Here is a 24,883-nt window from a genome sequence, read left to right on the forward strand (position 1 = left end):
TCCTACAGTGTGGCGTAGTCCATCCAGACGATGCCCTCGCCGCCGATGCGCGCGACGCTCTGTCGGGTCCGCCACGGGAGCCCGCCATGCGCAGCCTGCCCACCATCCTCAAGACCGAACTGCGTGCCAGAAGCGACTGGTTCCAGATCGAAGCCCTGCACCTGGAGTTCGCCAACGGCCAGCAGCGGGTTTACGAGCGTCTGCGGGGCTCCGGCTATGAATCGGTGCTCGTCGTGGCGCTGGCCGACCCACAGCACGTGCTGCTGGTGCGTGAGTACGCCGTCGGCGTGGAGCAGCGCGTGCTGGGCCTGCCCAAGGGCGGGGTCGAGCCCGGGGAAACCACACTACAGGCGGCCAATCGCGAACTGATGGAGGAAGTCGGCCTGCGCGCTGGATACCTCCGTGAACTGGGCGTGCTGACCCTGGCGCCCGGACACCTGTGCCACAGCTGCCGCGTGGTGTTGGCCGAAGACCTGCAGCCCTGCGCTACCACGGGTGATGAGCCGGAACCCCTGGAGGTCATGCAGGTTCCCCTGTCACAGCTGCCGACCCTGGTGGCGTCGGGCGAGTTGCAGGAAGCACGCGCCATTGCCGCACTGTTCATGGCACTCAGCAGGTCGCCCCGAATCTAGTCCATTCGGACGAGGCGGCTTGTCGCAGCAGTTCCTAGTCTTGCCCCATAACAAGATGTCCCTCCGTTGCAGAGGAATGACCATGACAACAAGAAGAAAGCTGTGCCTCGCCGTCGTCATCTGCGCCTTCGGTGCTGCCTACGCCGCCGTATTGATGCGCCCCCTGCCGCAGCCCCTGGCCGCGACCCAGTACTGTCCTCCCGCCTACCCCACCTGCATCATGCCGGTTGCCACCATAGGGTCGATGTTGCGCTGATCGCTGTGCTGCGGCACCCCGCGACCGGTTGCCGCACAGCTGTCCTGGATTTCACCGCCAGGCACCCACGCCACGCGTGTTGCGGCTTCGCGCCCCATACCGACTCATCTGATATGGTTTTTGCCGGCTGATCTGAATCTGTTTTGCCGATCAGTGCCTTCCTATAGTCCGTCTCGCCGTAACAGCCTGATGGGCACTGATCATGAGCGAGAGAATTCCAGCGCAGGTAATAGAGGTCACCCCCAGCCTGCCGCCGATTGCAAGCAAACCCCTTTCCGCCTCCAACGGACCTGTCCACACCCGTAGCTTCACCGGTTTCTACCGTGACTTGCGCCGCGTCGGCGCGGGTCTCCTGTGCCTGCTGTTCTTCGGCACCCTCTGGCTCGACTGGGGCGGTCGCCAGGCGGTGCTGTGGAGCCTGGAAGACAGTAAGTTCTATATCTTCGGCGCCACGTTCTGGCCCCAGGACTTCATCCTGCTGTCAGGGCTGCTGATCATCTGCGCGTTCGGCCTGTTCTTCATCACAGTGTTCGCCGGCCGCGTCTGGTGCGGCTACACCTGCCCGCAGAGCGTCTGGACCTGGATGTTCATGTGGTGCGAGCAGGTTACCGAAGGCGACCGCAACCAGCGCATGAAGCTCGCCGCCGCGCCCTGGAGCGCAAGCAAGCTGCTGCGCCGCTCCGCCAAGCACGGCCTCTGGCTCGCCATCAGCCTGGCAACCGCCATCACCTTCGTCGGTTACTTCACCCCAGTGCGTGATCTGGTGGCGAACCTGGCCACCTGGGAGGTCGGCGGGACGGCACTGTTCTGGGTGATCTTCTTCACCTTCGCCACCTATATAAATGCAGGCTGGATGCGCGAGCAGGTGTGCATCCACATGTGCCCTTATGCCCGCTTCCAGAGCGTGATGTTCGACAAGGACACGCTGATCGTTTCCTACGACGCCACCCGCGGCGAATCCCGTGGACCGCGCAAGAAAGGCAGCGACCCCAAGGCCCAGGGCCTGGGGGACTGCATTGATTGCCAGATGTGCGTGCAGGTCTGCCCCACTGGCATCGACATCCGCGACGGCCTGCAGATCGCCTGCATCGGCTGCGCCGCCTGCATCGACGCCTGCGACTCGATCATGGATCGCATGGGCTATGCCCGCGGGCTGGTGGGCTATAGCTCGGAGCGTGCGCTGGAAGGTGGCAAGACCCACCTGCTGCGTCCACGACTGATCGGTTACGCCATTGCCCTGCTGCTGATGATCGCGGCCCTCTTCTGGCTGGGAGCCACCCGTCCCCAGCTGTCGGTGGACGTGATCAAGGACCGTGGCATGTTCCGCGAGAACGCCGCTGGCGAGATCGAGAACATCTACAACCTCAAGCTGATCAACAAGACCCAGCGGGAGCAGCGCTACGTAGTGGAGCTGGAAGACGTCCCCGGCTTCCGCCTGCAGGGCGAGCACGAGGTCAGCATCGGTGCCGGCGAGATTCTCTCCCTGCCGGTTTCCGTGGCGCACACCGACGACAGTGGCCCGGCCGGCTCCCGCCCGCTCCGCTTCGTGGTGCGCAGCCTGGACGACCCGGCCACCGAGGCTAGTGGCAACAGCACCTTCGTCAGCCCGAGGCGCTGAAGCATGGCCCGGGATCATGGCGGCGCACGCGCCGAGCGCTTAGAGTTGGGCACCGCCTTGCCGCTGCCCAACCAGGAAAAGATGAAGCGCTACGAGAAATTCGCCGACGAGATCGCCGAACTGATCCGCACCGGGGTCCTGGCCCCAGGGCAGAAGGTGCCCTCGGTGCGCCACGCCAGCCGCACCTACGGTGTGAGCGCTTCCACTGTGTTCCAGGCCTACTACCTGCTGGAGAGCCGCGGGCTGATCATGGCCCGTGCGCGCTCGGGCTACTTCGTCTGCGAGCATGTGCGCCGGCCGCTGCCGGAACCCCAGCCCGGACCGAGGGAAGCCGCAACCACCGAGGTGGACGTCAGCGAACTGGTGTTCTCGGTGCTCAGCTCCATCAAGGACCCGGACACCGTGCCTTTCGGCTCGGCTTTCCCCAGCCCGGAACTGTTCCCCCTGCAGCGTCTGGCCCGCTCCATGGCTCATGCGGTGCGGGAGATGGACCCGCGCTCGACGGTGGCCGACATGACGCCGGGCAACCATGCCCTGCGCCGGCAGATCGCCCTGCGCTACATGGTCGGTGGCCTGCCGCTGCCCATTGAGGAACTGGTGATCTGCAACGGCGCGCTGGAGGCGTTGAACCTCTGCCTGCAGGTGGTGGCTCGCCCCGGTGACCTCGTCGCCATCGAGGCGCCAGCCTTCTATGCCAGCCTCCAGGTACTCGAGCGGCTGAAACTGAAAGCAGTGGAAATTCCCGTGCACCCGCGCGATGGCATCGACCTGCAAGTACTGGAAGACAGCCTGGAGCGGCTGCCGATCAAGGCCTGCTGGTTCATGAGCAACTTCCAGAATCCGCTGGGCGCCAGCCTTTCCGAAGACAAGAAGCGCCAGCTGGCGGCGCTGCTGGCCAAGCACCAGGTACCGATGATCGAGGACGACGTCTACGCCGAGCTGTACTTCGGCCAGCACGCGCCCAAACCGGTCAAGGCCTTCGACACCGAAGGCCTGGTGATGCATTGCAGCTCCTTCTCCAAGAGCCTTGCGCCCGGCTACCGGGTGGGCTGGGTTTCAGGTGGACGCTTCGCTGGGCAGATCGAGCGGCTGAAGCTGATGACCAGCATCTCCGCCTCGGTGCCGGCCCAGGCCGCCATCGCCGACTACCTGCAACATGGCGGCTATGACCGCCACCTGCGCAAATTGCGCTACGCCCTGGAAAGCCAGCGCAATGCGATGCTCGCGGCAGTGGCCCGGCACTTCCCCGAGGAAACCCGCGTCAGCCGCCCGGAAGGGGGCTACTTCCTCTGGCTCGAATTCCCCGAGCAGGTGGACTCGCTGCGCCTGTTCCAACTCGCCCTGGCCCAGGGCATCAGCATCGCGCCGGGGCCGATCTTTTCGGCAACACGGCGTTTCGGCCATTGCGCTCGCCTCAACTATGGCCATCCCTGGAGCAACTCCAGTGAACAGGCAATGGAAACTCTCGGCAGGATAATCCGGTCTCTCCTGGGTAACTCCTGATACTGCAAGTGCAGATATCCGTCGCATGAATGGGAAGCTCCAACAATGGAGCTTTCCCGTTTGCTTGTTATACTTGCGACTGTTCCATCTGGGCTCTTACAGAAATCGACATCTAATCCCAGATTATTCGCAGGGACTTTCCGTAGTACGCGGTTAAGTCCCCACTAGTTGCGAGTAACGAACATTGTCCTACAAGAAGGTCGCATCGACGGCCTCTACCGGGTGACCGACGCCAAGGGGGCAGAAGCCTCTAGATCACCCGCTGCAGCTGAAGACCATTAATCAGAGAGATGGATTAACCACGTGACGAAAGACGAACTGCGCGCCGAACTCGAGCGCCAGGCGCAACGTTACAAGGATGTATACGGTGGCGAAGTAACCACCTACGCTGCGCAAAGGGACCCCGAGCGCAAGCCCTGGCGAAAGAAACCCAGCCTGCTAGACAAGAGCTTCGAAAGAGAGCTGGAGAAGATCGAGAAAGAGTTGCGAGAGGAACCCTGACAGATTGTCGCACCCCGCCCGTCGGGAGAATCGCTCGTATTGATTTGCGACAACTTCAGTAGGGAACCTCGGAAGCCGCTCGGCGTCAGGGACTGGGCGACGACCGGTTTTCTGGCATAATCGCGGCCCCTTCATGACCTCAGTCACAAAACTTTCATGTTCGATCTCTTCAGCGGGCTAGATGCCTGGCTGGTGCTGAGCCTCTGTCTCGCCCTGGCATTCGTCCTGACCTTCGAGTTCATCAACGGTTTCCATGACACCGCCAACGCGGTGGCCACAGTCATCTACACCAAGGCCATGTCGCCCTATCGGGCGGTATTCCTTTCGGGAGTCTTCAACTTCCTAGGTGTGTTGCTGGGCGGCGTCGGCGTGGCCTATGCCATCGTCCACCTGCTTCCCGTGGAACTGCTGATCAATGTCAACACCGGCCATGGCCTGGCCATGGTGTTCAGCCTGCTCACCGCGGCCATCGCCTGGAACCTGGGCACCTGGTACTTCGGTATTCCGGCTTCCAGCTCCCACACCCTGATCGGTTCGATCCTCGGTGTCGGCCTGGCCAACGCCGTTCTGACCGAAGTTCCGCTTGCCGAAGGCGTGAACTGGGGCAAGGCCATCGATATCGGCCTGTCGCTGATTTTCTCGCCGGCAGCTGGTTTCCTGGTCGCGGCCCTGGTACTGCTCAGCCTCAAGTGGCTGTATCCGCTGTCGAAGATGCACAAGACGCCGGAAACCCGTAAGGAACTGGACGAGAAGAAGCACCCGCCCTTCTGGAACCGCCTGGTGCTGGTGCTTTCCGCCATGGCCGTGAGCTTCGTGCACGGTTCCAACGACGGCCAGAAAGGCATCGGCCTGATCATGCTGGTGCTGATCGGTATCGTGCCGGCCAAGTTCGTCCTGGACCTGAACAGCACCACTTACCAGATCGAGCGTACCCGCGACGCGGCGACCCACCTGAGCCAGTTCTACCAGCGTCATACCGACACCCTCGGCGAGATGCTGGCGCTGGGCAAGAGCAATGGCAGCGAGATGCCGCAGCTTTATCGCTGCGATCCCAAGCAGACCGAGCCGACCATCGCCGCCCTGCTCAACAGCCTCAACGGCGTGGCCAACTACCGTGATCTGAGCGACGAAACCCGCGTGGAAGTCCGCCGCTACCTGCTCTGTCTGGACGACACCGCGAAGAAGGTAGGCAAGCTTTCCGAACTGCCGGCCCGCGAAAAGGCCGACCTGGAGAAGCTGCGCAAGGACCTGACCGCCACCACCGAATACGCGCCGTTCTGGGTGATCCTGGCCGTGGCCCTGGCCCTTGGCATCGGCACCATGGTGGGTTGGAAGCGCGTAGTGCGGACCGTCGGCGAGAAGATCGGCAAGCACGGCATGACCTACGCACAGGGCATGAGCGCGCAGATCACCGCGGCCTGCGCCATTGGCCTCGCCAACGTCTACAGCCTGCCGGTGTCCACTACCCACGTGCTGTCTTCCGGCGTCGCCGGCACCATGGTCGCCAACAAGAGCGGCCTGCAAGGTGGCACCGTGCGCAACATCCTGATGGCCTGGGTGCTCACCCTGCCGACCACTATCGTGTTGTCCGCCGCCCTCTTCTGGCTGGCCATCACCTTCATCGTCTGATTCGGACGAGCATGAAAAAGGGCGCCTTGTGGCGCCCTTTTTCGTTCCTGTGGGAGCGAATTCATTGGCTATGTCTGCGTTAGCTGTCGCCAGAGATCGGCGATCGGTCCAGGAGCCTTGTAGGAGCTAGCTTGCTAGCGAAACGGGGCCATTCGCTGGCAAGCCAGCTCCTACGGGCAATGCAGCTACTTGCAACTCTTAATGCAGACATAGCGAATTCATTCGCGAATGAATTCGCTCCCACAAGCAGTCAACGGCGCTTGCTGCCGCCCAGCAACGACCCCATCAGGCCGCGCACCAGTTGCCGGCCGAGCTGGTTGGCCGCTTGGCGGACGGCAGTCTTCATCGCCTGGCTGGCGAAGGAGCCCAGCAACTCACCGGCCAGATCTCCCATGCCAGGTGGGCTGGCCTGCGCCTTGCCGCCCTTCTGCACCGGTTCTTCGGCGGGTGCCTGAGCGGCACGGGCGGTGAGCCTTTCATAGGCGGACTCGCGATCGATCGGTTTGTCGTAACGACCGGCCTGGGGCGAACTTCGCACCAGCGCGGCGCGTTCGCTGTCATTCAGCGGGCCGATTCGTGACTGAGGCGGTGCGATGGCGACGCGCTGGACCATGGCCGGGGTGCCCCGCTCTTCCAGCGTCCCCACCAACGCCTCGCCGATGCCCAGTTCAGTGAGCACGCTCAATGCGTCGAACGCGGGATTCGGGCGGAAACCATCGGCCACTGCGCGCAGCGACTTCTGTTCCTTGGCGGTGAAGGCGCGCAGGCCATGCTGGATGCGCAAGCCGAGTTGCGCGAGCACGTCATCCGGCAGGTCGCTGGGGGATTGGGTGACGAAGTACACGCCGACACCCTTGGAGCGAATCAGTCGCACCACCTGCTCCAGGCGCTCCTGGAGGGCCTTCGGAGTCCCGGCGAAGAGCAGGTGCGCCTCATCGAAGAACAGCGCCAGCACCGGCTTGTCCGCATCGCCCCGCTCCGGCAATTGCTCGAAGAGCTCGGCCAGCAGCCAGAGCAGGAAGGTGGCATAGACCTTGGGCGCCTCATGGACGAGACGACTGGCGTCCAGCAGATGGATACGCCCACGGCCGTCGCGGTCCGGCTGGAGGATGTCCTCCAGTTGCAGTGCCGGCTCGCCGAACAGTGCCTCGGCGCCCTGCTGCTCCAGGGTGGCCAGTCGTCGCAGCAGGGCCTGGGCAGAAGCGCCCGCGAACAGGGCACGGTCCTCACCCAGCAGTTCCGGGTGATCCTTGAGATGGTTGAGGAGCGCCTTGAGGTCCTTCAGGTCGAGCAACAGCAGGCCTTCGCGGTCGGCGACCTGGAAGGCGGCATACAGCGCGGCCTGCTGGCTGTCGGTCAGCTCCAGCAGATTGCCCAGCAGTAACGGGCCCATCTCGCTGAGGGTGGTGCGCAGCGGATGGCCGGAGAGCCCGGCAACATCCCATAGGGTCACCGGGTAAGCCTGGGGCCGATGACCAAGCCAGGGCATGGAGGCGATGCGCTCGGCCACCTTGCCCTGGGGATTGCCCATTGCGCCAAGGCCGCAGAGATCGCCTTTGATATCCGCCGCGAACACCGCCACACCGGCATCGCTGAAGACTTCAGCCAGGCGCTGCAGGGTCACCGTTTTGCCGGTGCCGGTAGCGCCCGCGATCAGTCCGTGGCGATTGGCCAGTTTCATGGCCTGGGAGACGGCAGCGCCTTGTGGGTCAGCGCCGAGAATCAGGGAGTTTTGATCGGGCATTTCGCCTTCCTCGGTTAAAGCTTTGATTGATTCCCGCCGATATATAAACCGACGTTTCTACTCAGTTTTTCAGCACTCACGTGCCATGAAGACTGGTGCCTGACCCAACCGGACGCAAGCAAACATGATCAAAAACCTCAGGTTCAGCCACAAGATTCTGCTCGCCGCCTCGCTGGTGGTCATTGCAGCCTTCTCGCTGTTCACCCTGTACAACGATTACTTGCAAAGGAATGCGCTCCGAGACGATCTGGAAAACTATCTGCAGGAAATGGGCGATGTCACCGCCAGCAATATCCAGAACTGGCTGTCGGGCCGGATTCTGCTGGTGGAAAGCGTGGCCGAATCCCTTGCAGCCAACCCTTCCGCCGATGCCGTACCTTCACTGTTGCAACAGCGGGCACTGAGTTCGACTTTCGCGTTCACCTATTTCGGCACGCAAGACGGGCAATTCACCATGCGCCCGAATAGCGCGATGCCCGAGGGCTACGACCCGCGCACCCGCCCCTGGTACCAGGGCGCCAAGAGCGCCGGCGGCACCACCCTCACCGAACCCTACGTGGATGCTGCAACCGGCCAGCTGATCATGACCATCGCCACGCCAGTGCAGTCCCTGGGCGTCGCGGGCGGCGACCTGAGCCTGCAGACGCTGGTGCAGATCATCAATGCCCTGGACTTCGACGGCATGGGCTACGCCTTCCTGGTCAGCGCCGACGGCAAGGTCCTGGTGCATCCGAACAAGGACCTGGTGATGAAGAGCCTGCGGGACCTCTATCCGCAGAACACCCCGGCCATCAGCACCGGCTTCAGCGAAGTCGAAGTGGACGGCACCACGCGCATCCTCACCTTCGCCCCGGTGAAAGGCCTGCCCTCGGTGAACTGGTACATCGGCGTATCGGTGGACAAGGACAAGGCCTACAGCATGCTCAATGAGTTCCGCGCGTCGGCCATCATCGCCACCGTGATCGCCGTGGTGATCATCATGATCCTGCTCGGCATGCTGATCCGCGTCCTGATGCAACCCCTGCACATCATGGGTCGCGCCATGCAGGACATCGCCCAGGGCGAAGGCGACCTGACTCGCCGCCTGGCGATCCATACCCAGGATGAGTTCGGCGATCTGGCCAGCGCCTTCAACCGTTTCCTCGAGCGTATCCACAGTTCGATCCGTGAAGTGTCGTCGGCCACGAATCAGGTCAATCAGGTCGCCAAGCTGGTGCTCAACGCCTCCAACTCGTCCATGAGCAACTCCGACGAGCAGGCCAACCGCACCAACAGCGTCGCCGCCGCGATCAACGAACTTGGCGCCGCCGCGCAGGAAATCGCCCGCAACGCCGCCGACGCTTCGAACCAGGCATCCTCCGCGCGCACCCTGGCCGAGGATGGCCGCCAGGTGGTGGAGCGCACCATCTCCGCGATGAACGAGCTGTCCGGCAAGATTCGCGCCTCCTGCGGCAACATCGAGACGCTGAACAGCAAGACGGTGAACATCGGCCAGATCCTCGAAGTGATCAAAGGCATTTCCGAGCAAACCAACCTGCTCGCCCTCAACGCCGCCATCGAAGCCGCCCGCGCCGGCGAAGCCGGTCGTGGTTTCGCCGTGGTGGCCGACGAGGTGCGCAACCTGGCCCATCGCACCCAGGAGTCGGCGCAGGAAATCCAGCAGATGATCGAAGAGCTGCAGGTCGGCGCCCGCGAAGCGGTCACCACCATGACCGAGAGCCAGCGCTACAGCGAGCAGAGCGTGGAAATCGCCAACCAGGCCGGCCAGCGCCTGGGCAGCGTGACCCATCGCATCGGCGAGATCGACGGCATGAACCAGTCGGTGGCCACCGCCACCGAGGAACAGACCGCCGTAGTCGATTCGCTGAACATGGACATCACCGAGATCAACACCCTCAACCAGGAAGGCGTGGAAAACCTCCAGGCGACCTTGCGCGCCTGTGCCGACCTGGACCAGCAGGCCGCACGCCTGCAGCAACTGGTGGGGAGTTTCCGCATCTGACGGCGGGTGGTTGCTCGTGTGGGAGCGAATTCATTCGCGAATAAATTCGCTCCCACAGCGGAAACAAGTCGTTCGGCATGACGCCGATGGTGGATAAAAAGAGCGTTATCCACCCTACGCAACTGACAGCCGTAGGAGCGAGCTTGCTCGCGAAAGGCCGTGCTCGGACTCTTCGCGAATGAATTCGCTCCCACATCAAACACTAAGAAGGCGCCCTAGGGCGCCTTCTTCGTTTCTTCCTCTTCCTGCGTCTTTCGCCACAACTCCGCCGCGCCGGGGAACTCGGTGCCGTTCTCCTCGCTCAGCTCATCGGGGTCATAGCGGCGTACGCAGCCTTCGCCAAGGGTGGGCGGCGGGCTGGAGGTGGCTCGGTCACGTGGGTCAGTCATGGGGCAATCCTCAGACTTCCGGGGGTTGTTCAGGGTCATGCCGGGCAAAGCCTTTCACGGCAAGCAACACATCGCGACGACTGACCTGGCCGATCAGCACGCCCTCTTCGACTACCGGAAAGCGCTGGCGCTTGTCGCGCAGGAAACGCTGGCAGATGTCGATGATGTCAGCGTCGGGAGAGACGGTCTCCAGCCGGGTGGACATGCATTTGCTGACACTGCCAATCGCAGCCTCGTCATGGGTGCCGAAAAGGATGCCGCGCAAGCAGTCGCCTTCCGAAAGCATGCCGATCAGATGGCCCTGGGAGTCCACCACGGGAGCACCGGATATCCGGTGCTCCAGCAGCCGCTCGATGGCGAGGAGAAGATCGGTGTCGGACCTGAAGGTCACCAGGTGGCGCGTCATGCAGTCGCGCACCTTGATCGACTTGAGCATGGGCGGGCTCCTCTGCCGGTTGACCGGAGCGGATGCCCGCCAAGGTCGTCAGTTGAACACGACGGTCTTGTTGTCGTGCACCAGCACCCGGTCTTCAAGGTGATAGCGTAGCCCACGGGACAGCACCATCTTTTCCACGTCCTTGCCGAAGCGAACCATGTCTTCGACGCTGTCGCGATGGGTCACGCGCACCACGTCCTGCTCGATGATCGGACCGGCGTCCAACTCTTCGGTGACGTAGTGGCAGGTGGCGCCGATCAGCTTCACGCCCCGCAGCGATGCCTGATGGTAAGGCTTGGCGCCCACGAAGGATGGCAGGAAGCTGTGATGGATGTTGATCACCTGGTGGGCGTAACGCTGGCAGAGCTCCGGCGGGAGGATCTGCATATAGCGGGCAAGCACGACGGTATCGGCGTTGTGCTCTTCCACCAGGCGCGAAACCTCATCGAAGGCCGGCTGCTTGTTCTTCGGGTCCACCGGCACGTGGAAGTAAGGGATACCGTGCCATTCCACCATGCTGCGCAGGTCGTCGTGGTTGGCGATCACGCAGGGGATCTCGCAATCCAGTTCGCCGCTGTGCCAACGGTGCAGCAGGTCGGCCAGACAGTGAGACTCGCGACTGGCCATCAGCACGACGCGCTTCTTCACCTCGGAGTCGGTCACCCGCCAGTCCATGGCGAACTCACGGGCGATGGGCGCGAACGCCTGGCGGAAACCATCCAGATCGAAAGGCAGGGAATCGGCACGGATTTCATGGCGCATGAAGAACCAGCCGCTCTGATTATCCGAATGATGGCTGGCCTCGGTAATCCAGCCGTTGTAGGTAGCCAGGAAGTTACTGACCTTGGCTACGATGCCGACGCCGTCCGGACAGGCAATCACCAGACGAAATGTGCGCATTTGGGAACACTCCAGAGACTTCACGAAGGCGGCCATTCTAGCCAGTGTGCACAAAAACTTCAGTAACCACGTGGCTTGCAGCGGATTGCCCGCCACCGCGAAGAAAACCCAACGCACAACTAAGGGGCGAAAGCCGACATCGATATAGCGAGTGCACGAAGCGCAATTACGCACTTGAACGACCAGCGGACTAGTATGAAAGAAGAAGTCACCGACAATGCGTACAAAAGTTTTCCTGCTTATTTACTTGCAGATAATCGCTGTCTATTATTGATGACACTTCGCAATCGCAAGTCAACGTAGATTCCAACAAGGGACGCCGACATGTCGCTGATCAACGAATACCGGGCAACGGAAGAAGCCATCAAGGAGCTCCAGGAGCGCCTGAAGAACCTGTCCCAGGACGACAAGCTGAAAAAAGAACTTGAGTTCGAAGGCAAACTGCGCACCCTGATGGGCGAATATCAGAAATCCCTGCGCGACATCATTGCCCTGCTCGACCCCGATGCCCGCTCCGCCAAGGCGCCCCGCGCCGCCAAAGCCGCTGGTGGCGGTAGCAAGCGTGCCCGCAAGGTCAAGCAGTACAAGAACCCGAACACCGGTGAAGTCATCGAAACCAAAGGCGGCAACCACAAGACTCTGAAAGAGTGGAAAGCCAAGTGGGGCGCCGACGCCGTTGAAAGCTGGGCCACCATCCTGGGCTAAGCCTTCGGCAATAAAGAACGCCAGCATCTGCTGGCGTTTTTTATTGGCGCGAGTAAACCCCGGAATTACCCGGGGTATTTTCACAACTGATAGCGATGCCGCAGTTCCGTGGCATATCGACGCCACTCCAGCAACACCGCCTGTTTTGCGGGCTCGGCATTGAGCTGGAACTCATCCAGTGCCTTGAAAAAACTCTCCAGGGTATTAGGCGCCCCGTATTCCGGGCTATTCAGCCGATTCCTGCAAAATGCCTCCCATCGCGTGCGGTCGGAATCCGACAAAGTTTCAGGGAAGTTTCTTGCACGGTAACGGAACAGCAACTCCGGCAAGCGCGGGTCGTCGAACGGCCAATTCTCGCGGGACAAACGTTGCGGATCGGCGCGCCGCACTTGTTCGCAGAGTCGACGATCCCGGTCACCGAGGAATCCGTCATACAACTGCTGCTCCGGATCATCCACCGAAGCGAATTCTTCTTCGGCGTAAATAACCGGCAACTTCTCTTGCCAGATGGCGGCCTGCGTGGCGACCAGTTCGGCACGACGCTGGCAGAGTTCCAGATCAACGCCAATGCGCTGCCGATCAGCTTCGCGCAGCACCCCAAGGGGCGCGACTACCGGACACCGATTGATATGCAGCAACTTCAGCGGTACCGGCAACTCGCCCTCAACCAGGTCATCGCGCCGGGTATAGAGGCGCTGGCGCAGGGTTTCCGCGTTCAGTTCGAGCAGCGGGCCAGGCTCCGACTGCAGGTCCAGCACGATCAGCGCGTTGCGATTGCGCGGATGCCAGGCAAGGGGTAGCACCACCCCCAGGTAGTGACGTTCACCGGAGAAGCGCCCGGAGATGTGCACCAGAGGTTGCAGCAGGCGCACCTGCTCCTGGACCTTGTGCTTGCTACGCAGCTGATAGAGATAGTCGAACAGCTTCGGTTGACGCTCGCGCAGCAGGCGCGCCAGGGCGATGGTCGCGCGGACGTCGGAAAGCGCATCGTGGGCTTGCCCATGGTCGATGCCGTTGGCCGCGGTCAGCAGCTCCAGGCGCAAACTCACGCGGCCTTCCTGTTGCGGCCACTCGATGCCCTCCGGCCGCAGCGCATAAGCGGTGCGCACCAGGTCGATCAGGTCCCAGCGGCTGTTTCCGCCCTGCCATTCGCGGGCATAGGGGTCATGGAAGTTTCGATAGAGGCTGTAGCGGGTGACTTCATCATCGAAACGCAGGGTGTTGTAGCCGGCACCACAGGTGCCCGGCAGGGCGAGCTCGGCGTGCACCCGATGCATGAATTCGGCTTCACCCAATCCTTTTGCCTCCAGGGTGCTGGGGAGGATGCCGGTGACCAGGCAGGCGGCCGGGTGGGGCAGGATATCGTCGCTGGGCTTGCAGTAGAGGTTGATCGGCTCGCCGATCTCATTGAGCGCCTCGTCGGTCCGAATGCCGGCCACCTGCAGCGGACGGTCGCAGCGCGGGTTGATGCCGGTGGTTTCGTAGTCGTGCCAGAAAATGCTGGATGTCACGGCGTCCCCCTTTTTCGTGAGCTGGGCAGTCTATCACCGGCGGATAGAGTGCAACGGCGCTGGACAGACCGGGAAACTTCGCCATTCACCGCCTTGCTGGGCGGTTTGCGGCGTGCCTAGAATCGCCGCCACTGGACGACCGCCCCGCCAAGGACTGCCCCATGCCCGTGCCTTTCGCACTTCGCGCACGCACCCGCGCGCCAAGCGCCCTGTCGATAACTCCACATCTTTCACAGCATGCGGTCTGAGTCCGCGCCGCCAGGTTGCCTGGATACCGGCCGCTCGCTAGCATCGGGCTTTCCCCTTGGCGCCCAGCCGATGCCCGCAATCCGAGCCAGTTCCCTACCGGTCGACTCCCAAGCCAAACCGCTGGACACCCGCTACCAGGTGGAAACGCCGGAAGGCATCGACCTGGTTCTGCGTCCGGCCGGCCTGCTCCCACGTGCCCTTGCCTATGCCATCGACCTGGCCATTCGCGGCGCTATCATGCTGGTGCTGTTCATCGCCCTTGCCCTGCTCGGCCAGCTCGGTTTCGGTCTCGGCCTGATCCTCATGTTCCTGCTCAACTGGTGGTACATGGTGCTGTTCGAAGTGCTCAACCAGGGCCGTTCGCCCGGTAAGCAGGTCATGGGCCTGCGGGTCGTGCATGACGATGGCACCCCCGTCGGCTGGTCGGCCTCGCTGGTGCGCAACCTGCTGCGCTTCGTCGACCTGCTGCCCTTCGCCTACACCCTGGGCGCCCTCAGCTGCCTCCTGCACCCTACCTTCAAGCGCCTGGGCGACATTGCCGCCGGCAGCCTGGTGGTCTATCGCGACGAGCAGACTCAACGTCCCGAACTGCCGGAGGCCGCGCCCGAGCGCGCGCCATTCGACCTGACCCTCGCCGACCAGCGTGCCCTGCTGGGCTTCGCCGAACGCCAGTCCGACCTGTCGCCGGCCCGACGCGCTGAGCTCGCGGGCATCCTCGCCGCGCCGCTGAACGTATCGGCGGAACAGGCCCAGGCTCGCATCAACGGCATCGCCCGGGGCCTGTTGGGATCGGCTTCGCCATGAAACAGAACCTCTTCGAACGCCAGCACCAGGCAGACTGGAAAGCTTTTTCCGACCTGCTTGACCGCCTCGAACGTGGCAAGGCCGACGCCCGTGCCTGCGAAAGTTTTTCCGCCGACTACCGACAGGTCTGCCAGCAACTGGCGCTGGCCCAGGAGCGCGGCTACAGCAGCCACCTGGTGGAGCACCTGCAACAGCTCGCCATGCGCGGCCACCAGCAGTTCTACCGCCATCGCAGCCACCTCGGTGCGCGCCTGCTGGGCTTTCTCCTGGGTGGATTTCCGCGCCTGGTGCGCAGCCAGTGGCGCAGCATCGCCGCCGCCAGCCTGCTGTTCTACGGCAGCCTGCTGTTGATGGGGTTGCTGGTACACAACTGGCCGGACCTGGTCTACAGCGTGCTGGATCCGGAGCAAGTGTCGTCGATGGAGTCCATGTACGACCCCGATGCGCGGCGTATCGGCCCCATGAGCGAGCGGGACTCCGGGGACGACTGGATGATGTTCGGCCACTACATCATGAACAACATCGGCATCGCTTTTCAGACCTATGCCGGCGGCCTGCTCTTCGGCGTCGGCAGCCTGTTCTTCCTGTTGTTCAACGGCCTGCACATAGGCGCCGTGGCGGGGCACCTGACCCAGGTCGGTTTCGGCGAAACCTTCTGGTCCTTCGTCATCGGCCATGGTGCCTTCGAGCTCACCGCCATCGCCTTCGCCGGTGCCGCCGGCCTGCAACTGGGCTGGGCCCTGCTCGCCCCGGGCCGCTTGCCCCGTGGCGAAGCCCTGAGACTGGCCGGGGCCCGCAGCGTGCAACTGGTCGCCGGAGTGATCTTGCTACTGGTGATCGCCGCCTTCGTCGAGGCCTATTGGTCGTCGATGACCCTGGTGACGCCCCAGGTGAAGTACAGGGTGGGTGCGGGCCTCTGGCTGCTGGTCGCACTCTATTTCGGGCTGGTGGGCAGGAGGGCTCATGCGCCTGACTGACGCCAGCGTCGCGATCCGCCCCCGCAGTGCGTGGGAAGCCATGGACCTCGGCGTGCTGCTGGCGCGCCGTCACGCCGGCCTACTGATGGCCAGCTGGGCACTGGTAACCCTGCCGGTGTTCGGCCTGCTCACGCTGGTCTGCTGGAGCTACCCGGGGCTGGCGGTCTTCCTCTTCTGGCTGCTCAAGCCCGCCTACGAACGGCTGCCGCTGTACATCCTCTCCCGCGCCCTGTTCGGTGACACGCCGACCCTCGGCGAAGCACTGCGCGCGTATCCGCGACTGCTGAAGCCGCAGTTGCTCGCCAGCCTCACCTGGCGGCGCCTCAGTACCACCCGCAGCTTCGACCTGCCGGTACTCCAACTGGAAGGCCTTTCCGGACAGGCGCGAAGCCAGCGCCTGGTCGTGCTGGGGCAGCGCAACGCAGGCGGTGCCACCTGGCTGACGGTGATCGGCATCCACCTGGAATCCGCCCTCTGGTTCGGCCTCATCACCCTGCTCTACCTGATGCTGCCCCAGCAGGTGGCGATCGACTGGGACTGGCAGAAGCTCCTGGAAATGGCGTCCGGCGAATGGCTCTGGCTGGAACACCTGTCCAACAGCCTCTACGTCCTGGTGCTGATGATCTGGGGGCCGGTCTACGTCGCCTGCGGCTTCACCCTGTACCTGAACCGCCGCACGTCCCTCGAAGGTTGGGACATCGAACTCCAGTTCCGTCGCATGCGTCAGCGTCTGACCGGCACTGCCTACGCGTTGCTGCTGGGGCTCGGCCTGCTGCTCAGCCAGCTGCCGCAACCGGCCATGGCGGACGACACGCCGCCCATTTGCCTCGCGCCCCAGGCCTTCCTTGACGGTCCCGATGCCGAACGCCTCACCCACCAGTCGCTGACCGGCAAGACCGCGAAGGAAAACATCGGCGCCCTGCTGGATGGCCCGCCCTTCCAGAATCGGGAAACCGTCACTCGCTGGCGCCTGGGCGAAGAAGCCGCTGACAAGGAACCCAAGCCCGAAGACGTCGAAGGCTGGGCCCAATTCATCCGTAATCTGTTCAAGCTGGCCGAGTACGCCAAAAGCCTGGACACCCTCGCCCTGGTCATCAAGGTGCTGCTATGGGGTGCGCTGATCAGCCTCCTTGCGCTCCTGCTCTGGCGCTATCGCGACTGGATCAGCACCTTCGCCGGGCACCTGGGACTTCCCCAACGCCGCACGCGTGAAGCGCCTTCAGTGCTGTTCGGACTGGAGCTGGCGCCAGAGAGCTTGCCTGACGATGTCGCCACAGAGGCCGAACGCCTCTGGGCCAGCCAGCCCCGCGAAGCCCTCGGCCTGCTTTACCGCGCCCTGCTGAGCCGCCTGTTGCACGACTTCCGCCTGCCACTCAGGCAATCCCATACCGAAGGTGAAGTGCTGCAACTGGTGCGCCGCCTGGACAACACCGAACTGGAAGGTTTCAGCCAGGCGCTCACCGGGCACTGGCAGAACCTCGCCTACGGCCACCGCCTGCCCGCCGCCGAATTGCGCCAGGGTCTCTGCGATGGCTGGCGTCGCCTGTTCGCCGCCGGAGCCGCAACATGAAACCGCGCCTGCGCTTTCTCATTGGCGCCGGCCTGGCCCTGCTGCTGGGTCTGCTGGCGATCCAGATCGGCGGGCGCTTGCAGCCCTATCAGGACACCGTCGAACACGGCCCGGCGCCTGAAGTATTGGGCAATCCGTACCTCGCCGCCGAACACTTCCTGCGCAAGCAGGGCCTGCAAGTGGCGCGGGCGGACGGCCTGGAAGTACTCGACAACCTGCCCAGCGCCGGCCACAGCCTGTTGCTGCTCGGCAGCCGCTCGCGCATGACGCCACGCCAGGCCGATCGCCTGCTGGAGTGGACGAGCAAGGGCGGGCATCTGCTGTTCATCGCCGAGCGAATCTACGACGAAGACGAAGGCAAGAGCGGCGATCTGCTGGCGGACCGCCTGGGCATCCAGCAGCACGAAGCCAAGGACCTGAAAGAAGATACTGGCCCCGAACCCGAGACGCCTGACGACACTCGCACCGAGGAACAGGCCGAGGCCGCGGCCTCTCCCCAGGACGAACAGGAGCCCGCCGAGGAAGACCCCTTCCCGGAGCTGACCAAACTCTATCTGGAAAATGAACAAGCGCCGGCCTACGCCAGCTTCGACCCCGAGTTCCACCTCTACGACAGCCAGAACCGCGCCCACGCCTGGGCCAACAGCGCCAAGGCCACGCATATGCTGCAACTGGACCACGGCGACGGCCTGGTCACCGTGCTCACCGACGGCTGGATCTGGCAGACCCGCGATATCGGCGAGTACGACAACGCCTGGCTGCTCTGGTATCTCACCCAGGACAGCACCGTCACCCTGCTTTACCGCGCAGAGCGCGACAGCCTGGCCACGCTGCTCGGACAAAACTTCCCCGAGGCCCTGGTGGCCCTGGCCCTGCTTATCGTCCTGTTGCTCTGGCACGTTGGCCAACGCCAGGGGCCGCTGCAGGCACCGGCCAGCCGCGCGCGCCGGCAACTGGAAGAACACCTGCGCGGCAGCGCCGACTTCCTGCTTCGCCGCAGCGGTCAGGCCAGCCTGCTGCAAGGCCTGCAACGTGATATCCAGCGTCGCGCCCGCCATCGCCATCCCGGATTCGAACGGCTCGCCGTGGCCGAACAGTGGCAAGTGCTGGGCCGCCTGACCCGCCTGCCGCCCAGCGCCATCAGCCAGGCCATGCGGCCGCTGCCCAAGCAACGGCTCACCGCCACCGACTTCACCCGCCAGGTCACCCACCTGCAAACCCTTAGGAACGCCCTATGACGAGCGAACAGATTTCCGACCCGTCGCAAACCGAAGCCAGCAGCGCTTCCGCCCCCTCGGTCGCCGTCCAGCGTCAGCGCGCCAGCCAGTTGGCCCAGGCGTTGCGCGTGGAACTGCAGAAGGCCGTGGTCGGCCAGGTCGCCGTGATCGACGACGTGCTCACCGCGTTGCTGGCGGGTGGCCACGTGCTGGTGGAGGGCGTGCCGGGCCTCGGCAAGACGCTGCTGGTCCGCGCCCTGGCCCGCTGTTTCGGCGGCGAGTTCTCGCGCATCCAGTTCACCCCCGACCTGATGCCCAGCGACGTCACCGGCCATGCCGTGTATGACATGCAGAGCGAGCAGTTCAAGCTGCGCAAGGGCCCGGTGTTCACCAATCTGCTGCTGGCGGACGAGATCAACCGCGCCCCGGCCAAGACCCAGGCCGCGCTACTGGAAGTGATGCAGGAGCGCCAGGTCACTCTCGAAGGCCGCGCCCTGCCGGTGCCCCAGCCCTTCCTCGTGCTGGCGACGCAGAACCCCATCGAGCAGGAAGGCACCTATCCCCTGCCGGAAGCCGAGCTGGACCGTTTCATGCTCAAGCTGCGCATGGATTACCCAGCCGCCGACGAAGAACTCAGCCTGGTGCGCCAGGTCACCCGCTCGCCTCGCGCCGACATGCTCGAAGTGGCACCGCTGCGCACGCTGCTGCAAGCCCGCGATGTCATGGCCCTGCAGAAGATCGCCAGCGATCTGCCGGTGGACGACCAGGTGCTCGACTATGCCGTGCGTCTGGCCCGCGCCACCCGCAGCTGGCCGGGCCTGGCCATGGGTGCCGGTCCGCGCGCCTCCATTGCCCTGGTGCGCGGCGGCCGCGCCCGCGCCCTGTTGCGCGGCGGCGACTTCGTGCTCCCGGACGACATCAAGGGCTGCGCCCTGGCGGTACTGCGCCACCGCGTGCGTCTGTCGCCGGAACTGGATATCGAAGGCCTGTCGGTGGATCAGGTGCTCCAGCAACTCCTCGACCAGGTGCCGGCGCCGCGCCTATGAAGCCGTCCCGCGCACTGTTGGCGCTGGTGGCCACGCTGTTCGGCCTGGCCCTGCTGCTCGGCGCCCTGCCGGCGCTGGGCGTCGGCCTGCCCGGCCAGCTGGACCTGCTCTGGTGGGGGCTGCTCTGCGCCCTCATCCTGCTTGGCCTGGTGGATGGTCTCTGGCTGCGCCGCCTGCCGTCACCGCAGCTGGAGCGCAAGCTTCCCGGCAACCTGGCACTTGGGCGCTGGAGCGATGTCCGACTGACCCTCCATCACGGCTATGGCCGCCCCCTGGAGATCGACCTGTTCGACCAGGTGCCAGCCGCCATGGAATTCGAGTCGCTACCCCAGCGGGTGGCCTTGCACCCGGGGGAGCGCACCGACTTCGGCTATCGGGTGCGACCACTCAAGCGCGGCCATTTCCACTTCCCTGCCTGCGAAATACAGCTGCCCAGCCCGCTCGGCCTGTGGCGGCACAAGCGCGTGCTCGACCTGCCCGGCGAAGCCCGCGTCTACCCGGATTTCGCGCGCCTCTATGGCGCGCAGCTGAAGGCTGTGGACGACTGGCTCAGCCAGCTCGGTGTACGCCAGCGCCCGCGCCGCGGCCTGGGCCTGGAATTCCACCAACTGCGGGAATTCCGCGACGGCGACACCTTGCGCCAGATCGACTGGAAGGCCACGGCCCGCAAGCGCACGCCTATCGCCCGCGAATACCAGGACGAGCGTGACCAGCAGATCGTTTTCCTGCTCGACTGCGGCCGGCGCATGCGCAGCCAGGACGGTGATCTCTCGCACTTCGACCACGCCCTCAACGCCAGTCTGCTGCTCAGCTATGTGGCGCTGCGCCAGGGCGATGCGGTTGGTCTGTCCACCTTCGCAGCCGAGCGCGACCGCTTCGTGGCGCCGGTGAAGGGGCCGGCGCAGTTGAACGTGCTGCTCAATGGCGTCTACGACCTGGACAGTACGCTGCGCCCGGCTGACTACAGTGCCGCCACGGACGCGCTGCTGGCGCGCCAGCGCCGCCGCGCACTGGTGGTCCTGGTGAGCAATCTGCGCGACGAGGACGACGCCGAATTGTTCAACGCCGTGAAGCGCCTCGGCCGCCAACACCGCCTGCTGGTGGTCAGCCTGCGTGAGGAAGTCCTCGACAGCCTGCGCCAGAGCCCCGTCCGGGGCTTCGATGATGCCCTCGCCTACTGCGGTACGGTGGACTACCTGAATGCCCGTAACAGCCTGCATGAACGCTTGGCGGCCCACGGCGTGCCGGTGCTGGACGCCCGCCCCAGTGAGCTGGGACCGGAGTTGGTGAGCCGTTATCTGGCGTGGAAGAAGGCGGGGGCGCTGTAGTCCACGGGGCAGCGCATCCGCGCCCGTAGGTTGTGGCAGAGCTACGCGAAGTCCAACACGCGGAGTCAGGGTCAACCTCGTTGGGCTTCGCTGCGCTCTGCCCAACCTACAAGAACCCCGTCCGCACGGGGGCGATCCGCGCATCCGGCCCGTAGGTTGTGGCAGAGCTACGCGAAGTCCAACATGCGGAGTCAGGGTCAACCTCGTTGGGCTTCGCTGTGCTCTGCCCAACCTACAAGAGCCCCGTCCGCGCGGGTTCGATTCGCGCATCTGGTCCGTAGGTTGTGGCAGAGCTACGCGAAGCCCAACACGCGGCGTCACGGTCAACCTCGTTGGGCTTCGCTGCGCTCTGCCCAACCTACAAGAGCCCCGTCCGCGCGGGGTCGATCCGCGCATCCGGCCCGTAGGTTGTGGCAGAGCTACGCGAAGTCCAACACGCGGAGTCACGGTCGACCTCGTTGGGCTTCGCTGCGCTCTGCCCAACCTACAAGAGCCCCGTCCGCGCGGGGGCGATCCGCGCATCCGCGCCCGTAGGTTGTGGCAGAGCTACGCGAAGCCCGACATGCGGAGTCGCGGTCAACCTCGTTGGGCTTCGCTGTGCTCTGCCCAACCTACAAGAACCCGCCCGCGCGGGGGCGATCCGCGTATCCGACCCGTAGGTTGTGGCAGAGCTACGCGAAGTCCAACACGCGGAGTCACGGTCGACCTCGTTGGGCTTCGCTGCGCTCTGCCCAACCTACAAGAGCCCCGTCCGCGCGGGGGCGATCCGCGCATCCGGCCCGTAGGTTGTGGCAGAACTACGCGAAGTCCAACACGCGGAGTCACGGTCGACCTCGTTGGGCTTCGCTGCGCTCTGCCCAACCTACAAGAACCCCGTCCGCGCGGGGGCGATCCGCGTATCCGACCCGTAGGTTGTGGCAGAGCTACGCGAAGTCCAACACGCGGAGTCACGGTCGACCTCGTTGGGCTTCGCTGCGCTCTGCCCAACCTACAAGAGCCGGCGCTCATTCGCCAAGGAGGCCGCAGGTCTCCCCTTCCCTGCCCCCAAAGAAAAAGGCGAAGCACCTGGCTTCGCCTTTTCTCATTCCACTCGACCTCAGTGATGCTTGCGCGGCACCGGCTTGAGCAGTTCGGTCGGGGGCATCTCGCAATTGATCTTGCGGCCCAGCAATTCCTCGATCGGCGGCAGGGCGAAGGCATCGTCCTCGCCAGCGAAGCTGATGGAGGTACCGCTGGCGCCCGCACGGCCGGTACGACCGATGCGGTGGACGTAGTCGTCCGGGTCTTCCGGCAAGGTGAAGTTGATCACGTGACTGATGCCATCGATGTGAATGCCACGGCCGGCGACATCGGTGGCCACCAGGACGCGGATCTTGCCTTCGCGGAAACCTTCCAGGGTCTTGATGCGCTTGTGCTGAGGTACGTCGCCGGACATCTGGGCGGCGCTGATGCCGTCCTTGGTCAGGCGTTCCTCTATACGGCGCACCTCGTCCTTGCGGTTGGCGAAGACCATGACGCGGGTCCAGTCATTCTGCGCGATCAGGTTGTAGAGCAGCTTGTACTTGTCGCTGCCAGCCACGGCGTAGACATGCTGTTCGACGGTTTCACTGGCGACGTTCTCCGGCTCGATCTCGACGATGGCCGGGTCGACGGTCCACTGCTTGGCGAGGTTCATCACGTCTTCAGTGAAGGTGGCGGAGAACAGCAGGGTCTGGCGTTCGCCCTTGTGCGGGGTCTGGCGAATGATCTGGCGCACTTGCGGGATGAAGCCCATGTCGAGCATGCGGTCAGCTTCGTCCAGCACCATCACTTCGACCATGTCCAGGTGCACTTCGCCGCGCTGGTTGAAGTCCAGCAGACGGCCGGGGGTGGCGACCAGGATGTCGCAGAAACGCGATTCCAGTTGCTTGAGCTGCTTGTCGAAGTCCATGCCGCCGACGAAGCTCATCACGGTCAGGCCGCTGTGTTTGGTCAGGGCCTGGGCATCCTTGGCGATCTGCACCACCAGTTCGCGGGTCGGCGCGATGATCAGCGCACGCGGCTCGCCCATATAGCGCTCTTTCGGCGGCGGGGTCTGCAGCAACTGGGTGATGGTGGAAATCAGGAAGGCGGCAGTCTTGCCGGTACCGGTCTGGGCGCGTCCGATTGCGTCCTTGCCCTTCAGGGTATGACCGAGGACCTGTGCCTGGATCGGGGTGCAATAGGGGAAACCCAGATCGTGGATGGCATGCATCAGACTTGGATCGAGGTTGAAGTCATGGAAGCGGGTTTTGCCTTCCTGAGGCTCCACCACGAAGTCTTCCAGCTTCCAGGTGCTCGCCGGGGCCGCGGCCTTGGCCGGGCGCTCACGACGCGGCTTGTCGGATTTGGGCTTGTCGCTGCGGGGCTTTTTCTCGCCACGGGGAGCGCGTTCGCTGGAGCCTTCGGCCTTTTCGCCTGCTTCGCGAGGCGCTTTCTTCGGTTTGGCCGGACGCTCTTCCTTGTCGGTACGGGCGGGGGCTGGAGCGGTTGGGGTGGGGCCGGCCTGCGGCTCTTCACCCTTGCTGAAAATCTTCTTGAGTGCTTTGAGCACGGTGGTCTCGTCGATTGATTAAGGAATGAACGGCCGCCAGTGTAAAGCAAGATGCCCGCAGGGCGAAGAGCTGCGGGCATTCTAGGGCTTGACTTGGTCTAAGGAAGGGACTCCAGCAACAGTCGGCGAACGTTGCCGCCCATGATGAGGGCGATGTCCGCCTCGTTGAATCCGGCGTCCTTGAGGCCTTGGGTCAGTTGCGCCAGGCCGCTGGTGTCGAATGGCGTGTGCACGGCACCGTCGAAGTCCGAACCCAGTGCCACATGCTGCACGCCCACCTTGTCGGCGACATAGCGGATGGCCCTGACGATAGCTTTCACCGAGGTTTCGCAGACCGCAGTGTCCCAATAGCCGATGCCGATCACCCCGCCGGTCGCGGCAATACGCTGGATATGCGCGTCGGTGAGGTTGCGGGTGCCCGGGCAGGTGCCTTCGACACCGGTGTGGGACACCAGCACCGGACGCTCGGCCATAGTCAACACGTCGTCGATCAGTGCGCGAGACGCATGGGCCAGGTCCACCAGCATTTTTTTCTCTTCCAGTCGGGCGATTACTCGGCGACCGAAGGGGGTCAGGCCGCCCTTCTCCAGGCCATGGGCGGAACCACCGACCTCGTTATCGAAGAAATGGGTCAGCCCCATGATGCGGAAGCCCGCGTCGTACATGCGGTCGACGTTCTCCAGCTTGCCCTCCAACGGGTGCAGGCCCTCGGTCGCCAGGATGGCGGCCACCTGGTTCGGGTCCTTCTCCCAGGCCGCGAGGTACCGGGAGAAGTCTTCGCGGCTGCGCACCTGGGTCAACTTGCCCTGGCTGCCGGCAGCGGCTTCTTCCAGCTTCTTGCCTTGATAGAGGGCGCGTTCCAGCAGGCTGTGCCAGGTCGCACGCGGCCAGCGCTGGGCCATGACCAGGGGGGTGATGTCGTCGGTGTCCGAACCGTTGCGCTCGTAGTTGAGGCCGCGCGGCGTCTTGGTGACGGTGGAGAACACCTGCAGGCCCACGTGGCCTTCGAGCAGGCGCGGCAGGTCGCTATGGCCGAAATCATGGCGTTCCAGCAGGTTGCGGTTCCACAGCAGGGCATCGTCGTGCAGGTCGGCGACGAACAGGGTCTTGTGCAGTTTCTCGGCCTCGTCGGAGGCGTGATAGGGCGGCGGAGCGGCCACCGTGTTCATTTCACGGTCGAGGAAGCCCGGCAGGTAGAAGAAGATCCCCAGGCCAACGGCCACCAGCAAAAGCAAAGCGATCAGGAGTTTGCGCATGTCCAGCTTCCCGCTGTCTTGTAGTGAACGGACTCTAG

At 64.0% G+C, this 24,883-nt stretch carries 21 protein-coding genes and 1 pseudogene; 15 read left to right on the forward strand and 7 right to left on the reverse strand.

What is annotated here, in order from left to right:
- Positions 1 to 86 precede the first annotated feature (86 nt).
- The 6 genes from nudE to DM872_RS23190 all read left to right on the forward strand — a co-directional run bounded on the left by nudE (position 87) and on the right by DM872_RS23190 (position 6,139).
- Positions 87 to 632, forward strand: coding sequence for an ADP compounds hydrolase NudE (gene nudE / locus DM872_RS23165; protein WP_179061630.1), 546 nt, complete (start codon positions 87 to 89; stop codon positions 630 to 632).
- An 82-nt stretch (positions 633 to 714) separates the two neighbouring features.
- Complete coding sequence (locus tag DM872_RS23170; RefSeq protein ID WP_179061631.1) at positions 715 to 888, forward strand: hypothetical protein; 174 nt, start codon at positions 715 to 717, stop codon at positions 886 to 888.
- Positions 889 to 1,090: 202 nt separating this feature from the next.
- Positions 1,091 to 2,506, forward strand: a complete 1,416-nt coding sequence (gene ccoG, locus DM872_RS23175; protein ID WP_179061632.1) for a cytochrome c oxidase accessory protein CcoG — start codon at positions 1,091 to 1,093, stop codon at positions 2,504 to 2,506.
- Positions 2,507 to 2,587: 81 nt separating this feature from the next.
- Entirely contained in the window at positions 2,588 to 4,009 is a 1,422-nt protein-coding gene (mapR, locus tag DM872_RS23180; protein ID WP_179061817.1) for a GntR family transcriptional regulator MpaR, read from the forward strand.
- A gap of 303 nt (positions 4,010 to 4,312) precedes the next feature.
- Entirely contained in the window at positions 4,313 to 4,510 is a 198-nt protein-coding gene (locus tag DM872_RS23185) for a hypothetical protein (RefSeq protein ID WP_077522498.1), read from the forward strand.
- Between the two features lie 156 nt (positions 4,511 to 4,666).
- Positions 4,667 to 6,139, forward strand: a complete 1,473-nt coding sequence (locus tag DM872_RS23190; protein ID WP_179061633.1) for an inorganic phosphate transporter — start codon at positions 4,667 to 4,669, stop codon at positions 6,137 to 6,139.
- A 250-nt stretch (positions 6,140 to 6,389) separates the two neighbouring features.
- Here the strand turns inward: DM872_RS23190 and DM872_RS23195 are convergent, their stop codons facing one another.
- Positions 6,390 to 7,883: a helicase HerA-like domain-containing protein gene (locus DM872_RS23195; RefSeq protein ID WP_179061634.1), complete on the reverse strand. Its 1,494-nt coding sequence runs from the start codon at positions 7,881 to 7,883 to the stop codon at positions 6,390 to 6,392.
- Positions 7,884 to 8,007: 124 nt separating this feature from the next.
- On the opposite strand from DM872_RS23195, the pseudogene DM872_RS30970 reads away from it, so the two are divergent.
- Together DM872_RS30970 and DM872_RS30975 are read left to right on the forward strand one after the other, a co-directional pair.
- A pseudogene (locus DM872_RS30970) lies at positions 8,008 to 9,027 on the forward strand (cache domain-containing protein); the annotation flags it as partial.
- Positions 9,028 to 9,120: 93 nt separating this feature from the next.
- On the forward strand, positions 9,121 to 9,885 hold the full coding sequence (locus tag DM872_RS30975; protein WP_373273739.1) for a methyl-accepting chemotaxis protein: 765 nt from the start codon (positions 9,121 to 9,123) through the stop codon (positions 9,883 to 9,885).
- A gap of 215 nt (positions 9,886 to 10,100) precedes the next feature.
- On the opposite strand, the gene DM872_RS23205 is transcribed toward DM872_RS30975, so the two are convergent.
- The 3 genes from DM872_RS23205 to purU are packed head-to-tail and all read right to left on the reverse strand — an operon-like array spanning position 10,101 to position 11,610.
- Positions 10,101 to 10,274, reverse strand: coding sequence for a hypothetical protein (locus DM872_RS23205; RefSeq protein ID WP_179061636.1), 174 nt, complete (start codon positions 10,272 to 10,274; stop codon positions 10,101 to 10,103).
- 10 nt (positions 10,275 to 10,284) lie between these two features.
- Positions 10,285 to 10,710 (reverse strand): CBS domain-containing protein, encoded by a 426-nt coding sequence (locus tag DM872_RS23210; RefSeq protein ID WP_179061637.1) that lies wholly within the window; start codon positions 10,708 to 10,710, stop codon positions 10,285 to 10,287.
- A gap of 48 nt (positions 10,711 to 10,758) precedes the next feature.
- The gene (gene purU, locus DM872_RS23215) at positions 10,759 to 11,610 is read right to left on the reverse strand and encodes a formyltetrahydrofolate deformylase (protein ID WP_077522508.1); all 852 of its coding nucleotides are present in this window, start codon (positions 11,608 to 11,610) and stop codon (positions 10,759 to 10,761) included.
- Positions 11,611 to 11,934: 324 nt separating this feature from the next.
- Here purU and mvaT point away from each other — a divergent pair, with 324 nt between their 5' ends.
- The gene (gene mvaT / locus DM872_RS23220; protein WP_077522510.1) at positions 11,935 to 12,315 is read left to right on the forward strand and encodes a histone-like nucleoid-structuring protein MvaT; all 381 of its coding nucleotides are present in this window, start codon (positions 11,935 to 11,937) and stop codon (positions 12,313 to 12,315) included.
- 80 nt (positions 12,316 to 12,395) lie between these two features.
- Here mvaT and sbcB read toward each other — a convergent pair whose 3' ends face one another.
- On the reverse strand, positions 12,396 to 13,826 hold the full coding sequence (sbcB, locus tag DM872_RS23225) for an exodeoxyribonuclease I (RefSeq protein ID WP_179061638.1): 1,431 nt from the start codon (positions 13,824 to 13,826) through the stop codon (positions 12,396 to 12,398).
- Positions 13,827 to 14,144: 318 nt separating this feature from the next.
- Here sbcB and DM872_RS23230 point away from each other — a divergent pair, with 318 nt between their 5' ends.
- From DM872_RS23230 to DM872_RS23255, 6 genes are read left to right on the forward strand one after another with little or no spacing between them, the layout of a single operon-like run.
- Positions 14,145 to 14,879 (forward strand): RDD family protein, encoded by a 735-nt coding sequence (locus DM872_RS23230; protein ID WP_179061639.1) that lies wholly within the window; start codon positions 14,145 to 14,147, stop codon positions 14,877 to 14,879.
- Positions 14,876 to 15,856, forward strand: coding sequence for a stage II sporulation protein M (locus tag DM872_RS23235; protein WP_179061640.1), 981 nt, complete (start codon positions 14,876 to 14,878; stop codon positions 15,854 to 15,856). The genes DM872_RS23230 and DM872_RS23235 overlap by 4 nt, the downstream gene beginning before the upstream one ends.
- A complete protein-coding gene (locus DM872_RS23240) occupies positions 15,843 to 17,426 on the forward strand; it encodes a DUF4129 domain-containing protein (RefSeq protein ID WP_179061641.1) in 1,584 nt (527 codons plus the stop codon). Before DM872_RS23235 ends, DM872_RS23240 begins: the two co-directional genes overlap by 14 nt.
- Positions 17,423 to 18,664 carry a DUF4350 domain-containing protein gene (locus tag DM872_RS23245; RefSeq protein ID WP_179061642.1) on the forward strand — a complete coding sequence of 414 codons (1,242 nt, stop codon included), beginning with the start codon at positions 17,423 to 17,425 and terminating at the stop codon, positions 18,662 to 18,664. The genes DM872_RS23240 and DM872_RS23245 overlap by 4 nt, the downstream gene beginning before the upstream one ends.
- A complete protein-coding gene (locus tag DM872_RS23250; protein WP_179061643.1) occupies positions 18,661 to 19,689 on the forward strand; it encodes an AAA family ATPase in 1,029 nt (342 codons plus the stop codon). The genes DM872_RS23245 and DM872_RS23250 overlap by 4 nt, the downstream gene beginning before the upstream one ends.
- A complete protein-coding gene (locus DM872_RS23255) occupies positions 19,686 to 21,017 on the forward strand; it encodes a DUF58 domain-containing protein (RefSeq protein ID WP_179061644.1) in 1,332 nt (443 codons plus the stop codon). Before DM872_RS23250 ends, DM872_RS23255 begins: the two co-directional genes overlap by 4 nt.
- Before the next feature lie 1,096 nt (positions 21,018 to 22,113).
- On the opposite strand, the gene rhlB is transcribed toward DM872_RS23255, so the two are convergent.
- Together rhlB and DM872_RS23265 are read right to left on the reverse strand one after the other, a co-directional pair.
- Positions 22,114 to 23,589 carry an ATP-dependent RNA helicase RhlB gene (gene rhlB, locus DM872_RS23260; RefSeq protein ID WP_179061645.1) on the reverse strand — a complete coding sequence of 492 codons (1,476 nt, stop codon included), beginning with the start codon at positions 23,587 to 23,589 and terminating at the stop codon, positions 22,114 to 22,116.
- A gap of 98 nt (positions 23,590 to 23,687) precedes the next feature.
- A complete protein-coding gene (locus DM872_RS23265; protein ID WP_179061646.1) occupies positions 23,688 to 24,845 on the reverse strand; it encodes a dipeptidase in 1,158 nt (385 codons plus the stop codon).
- Positions 24,846 to 24,883: the final 38 nt, after the last annotated feature.

Source organism: Pseudomonas taiwanensis, assembly GCF_013393345.1.
Classification (GTDB): Bacteria; Pseudomonadota; Gammaproteobacteria; order Pseudomonadales; family Pseudomonadaceae; genus Metapseudomonas; species Metapseudomonas resinovorans_C.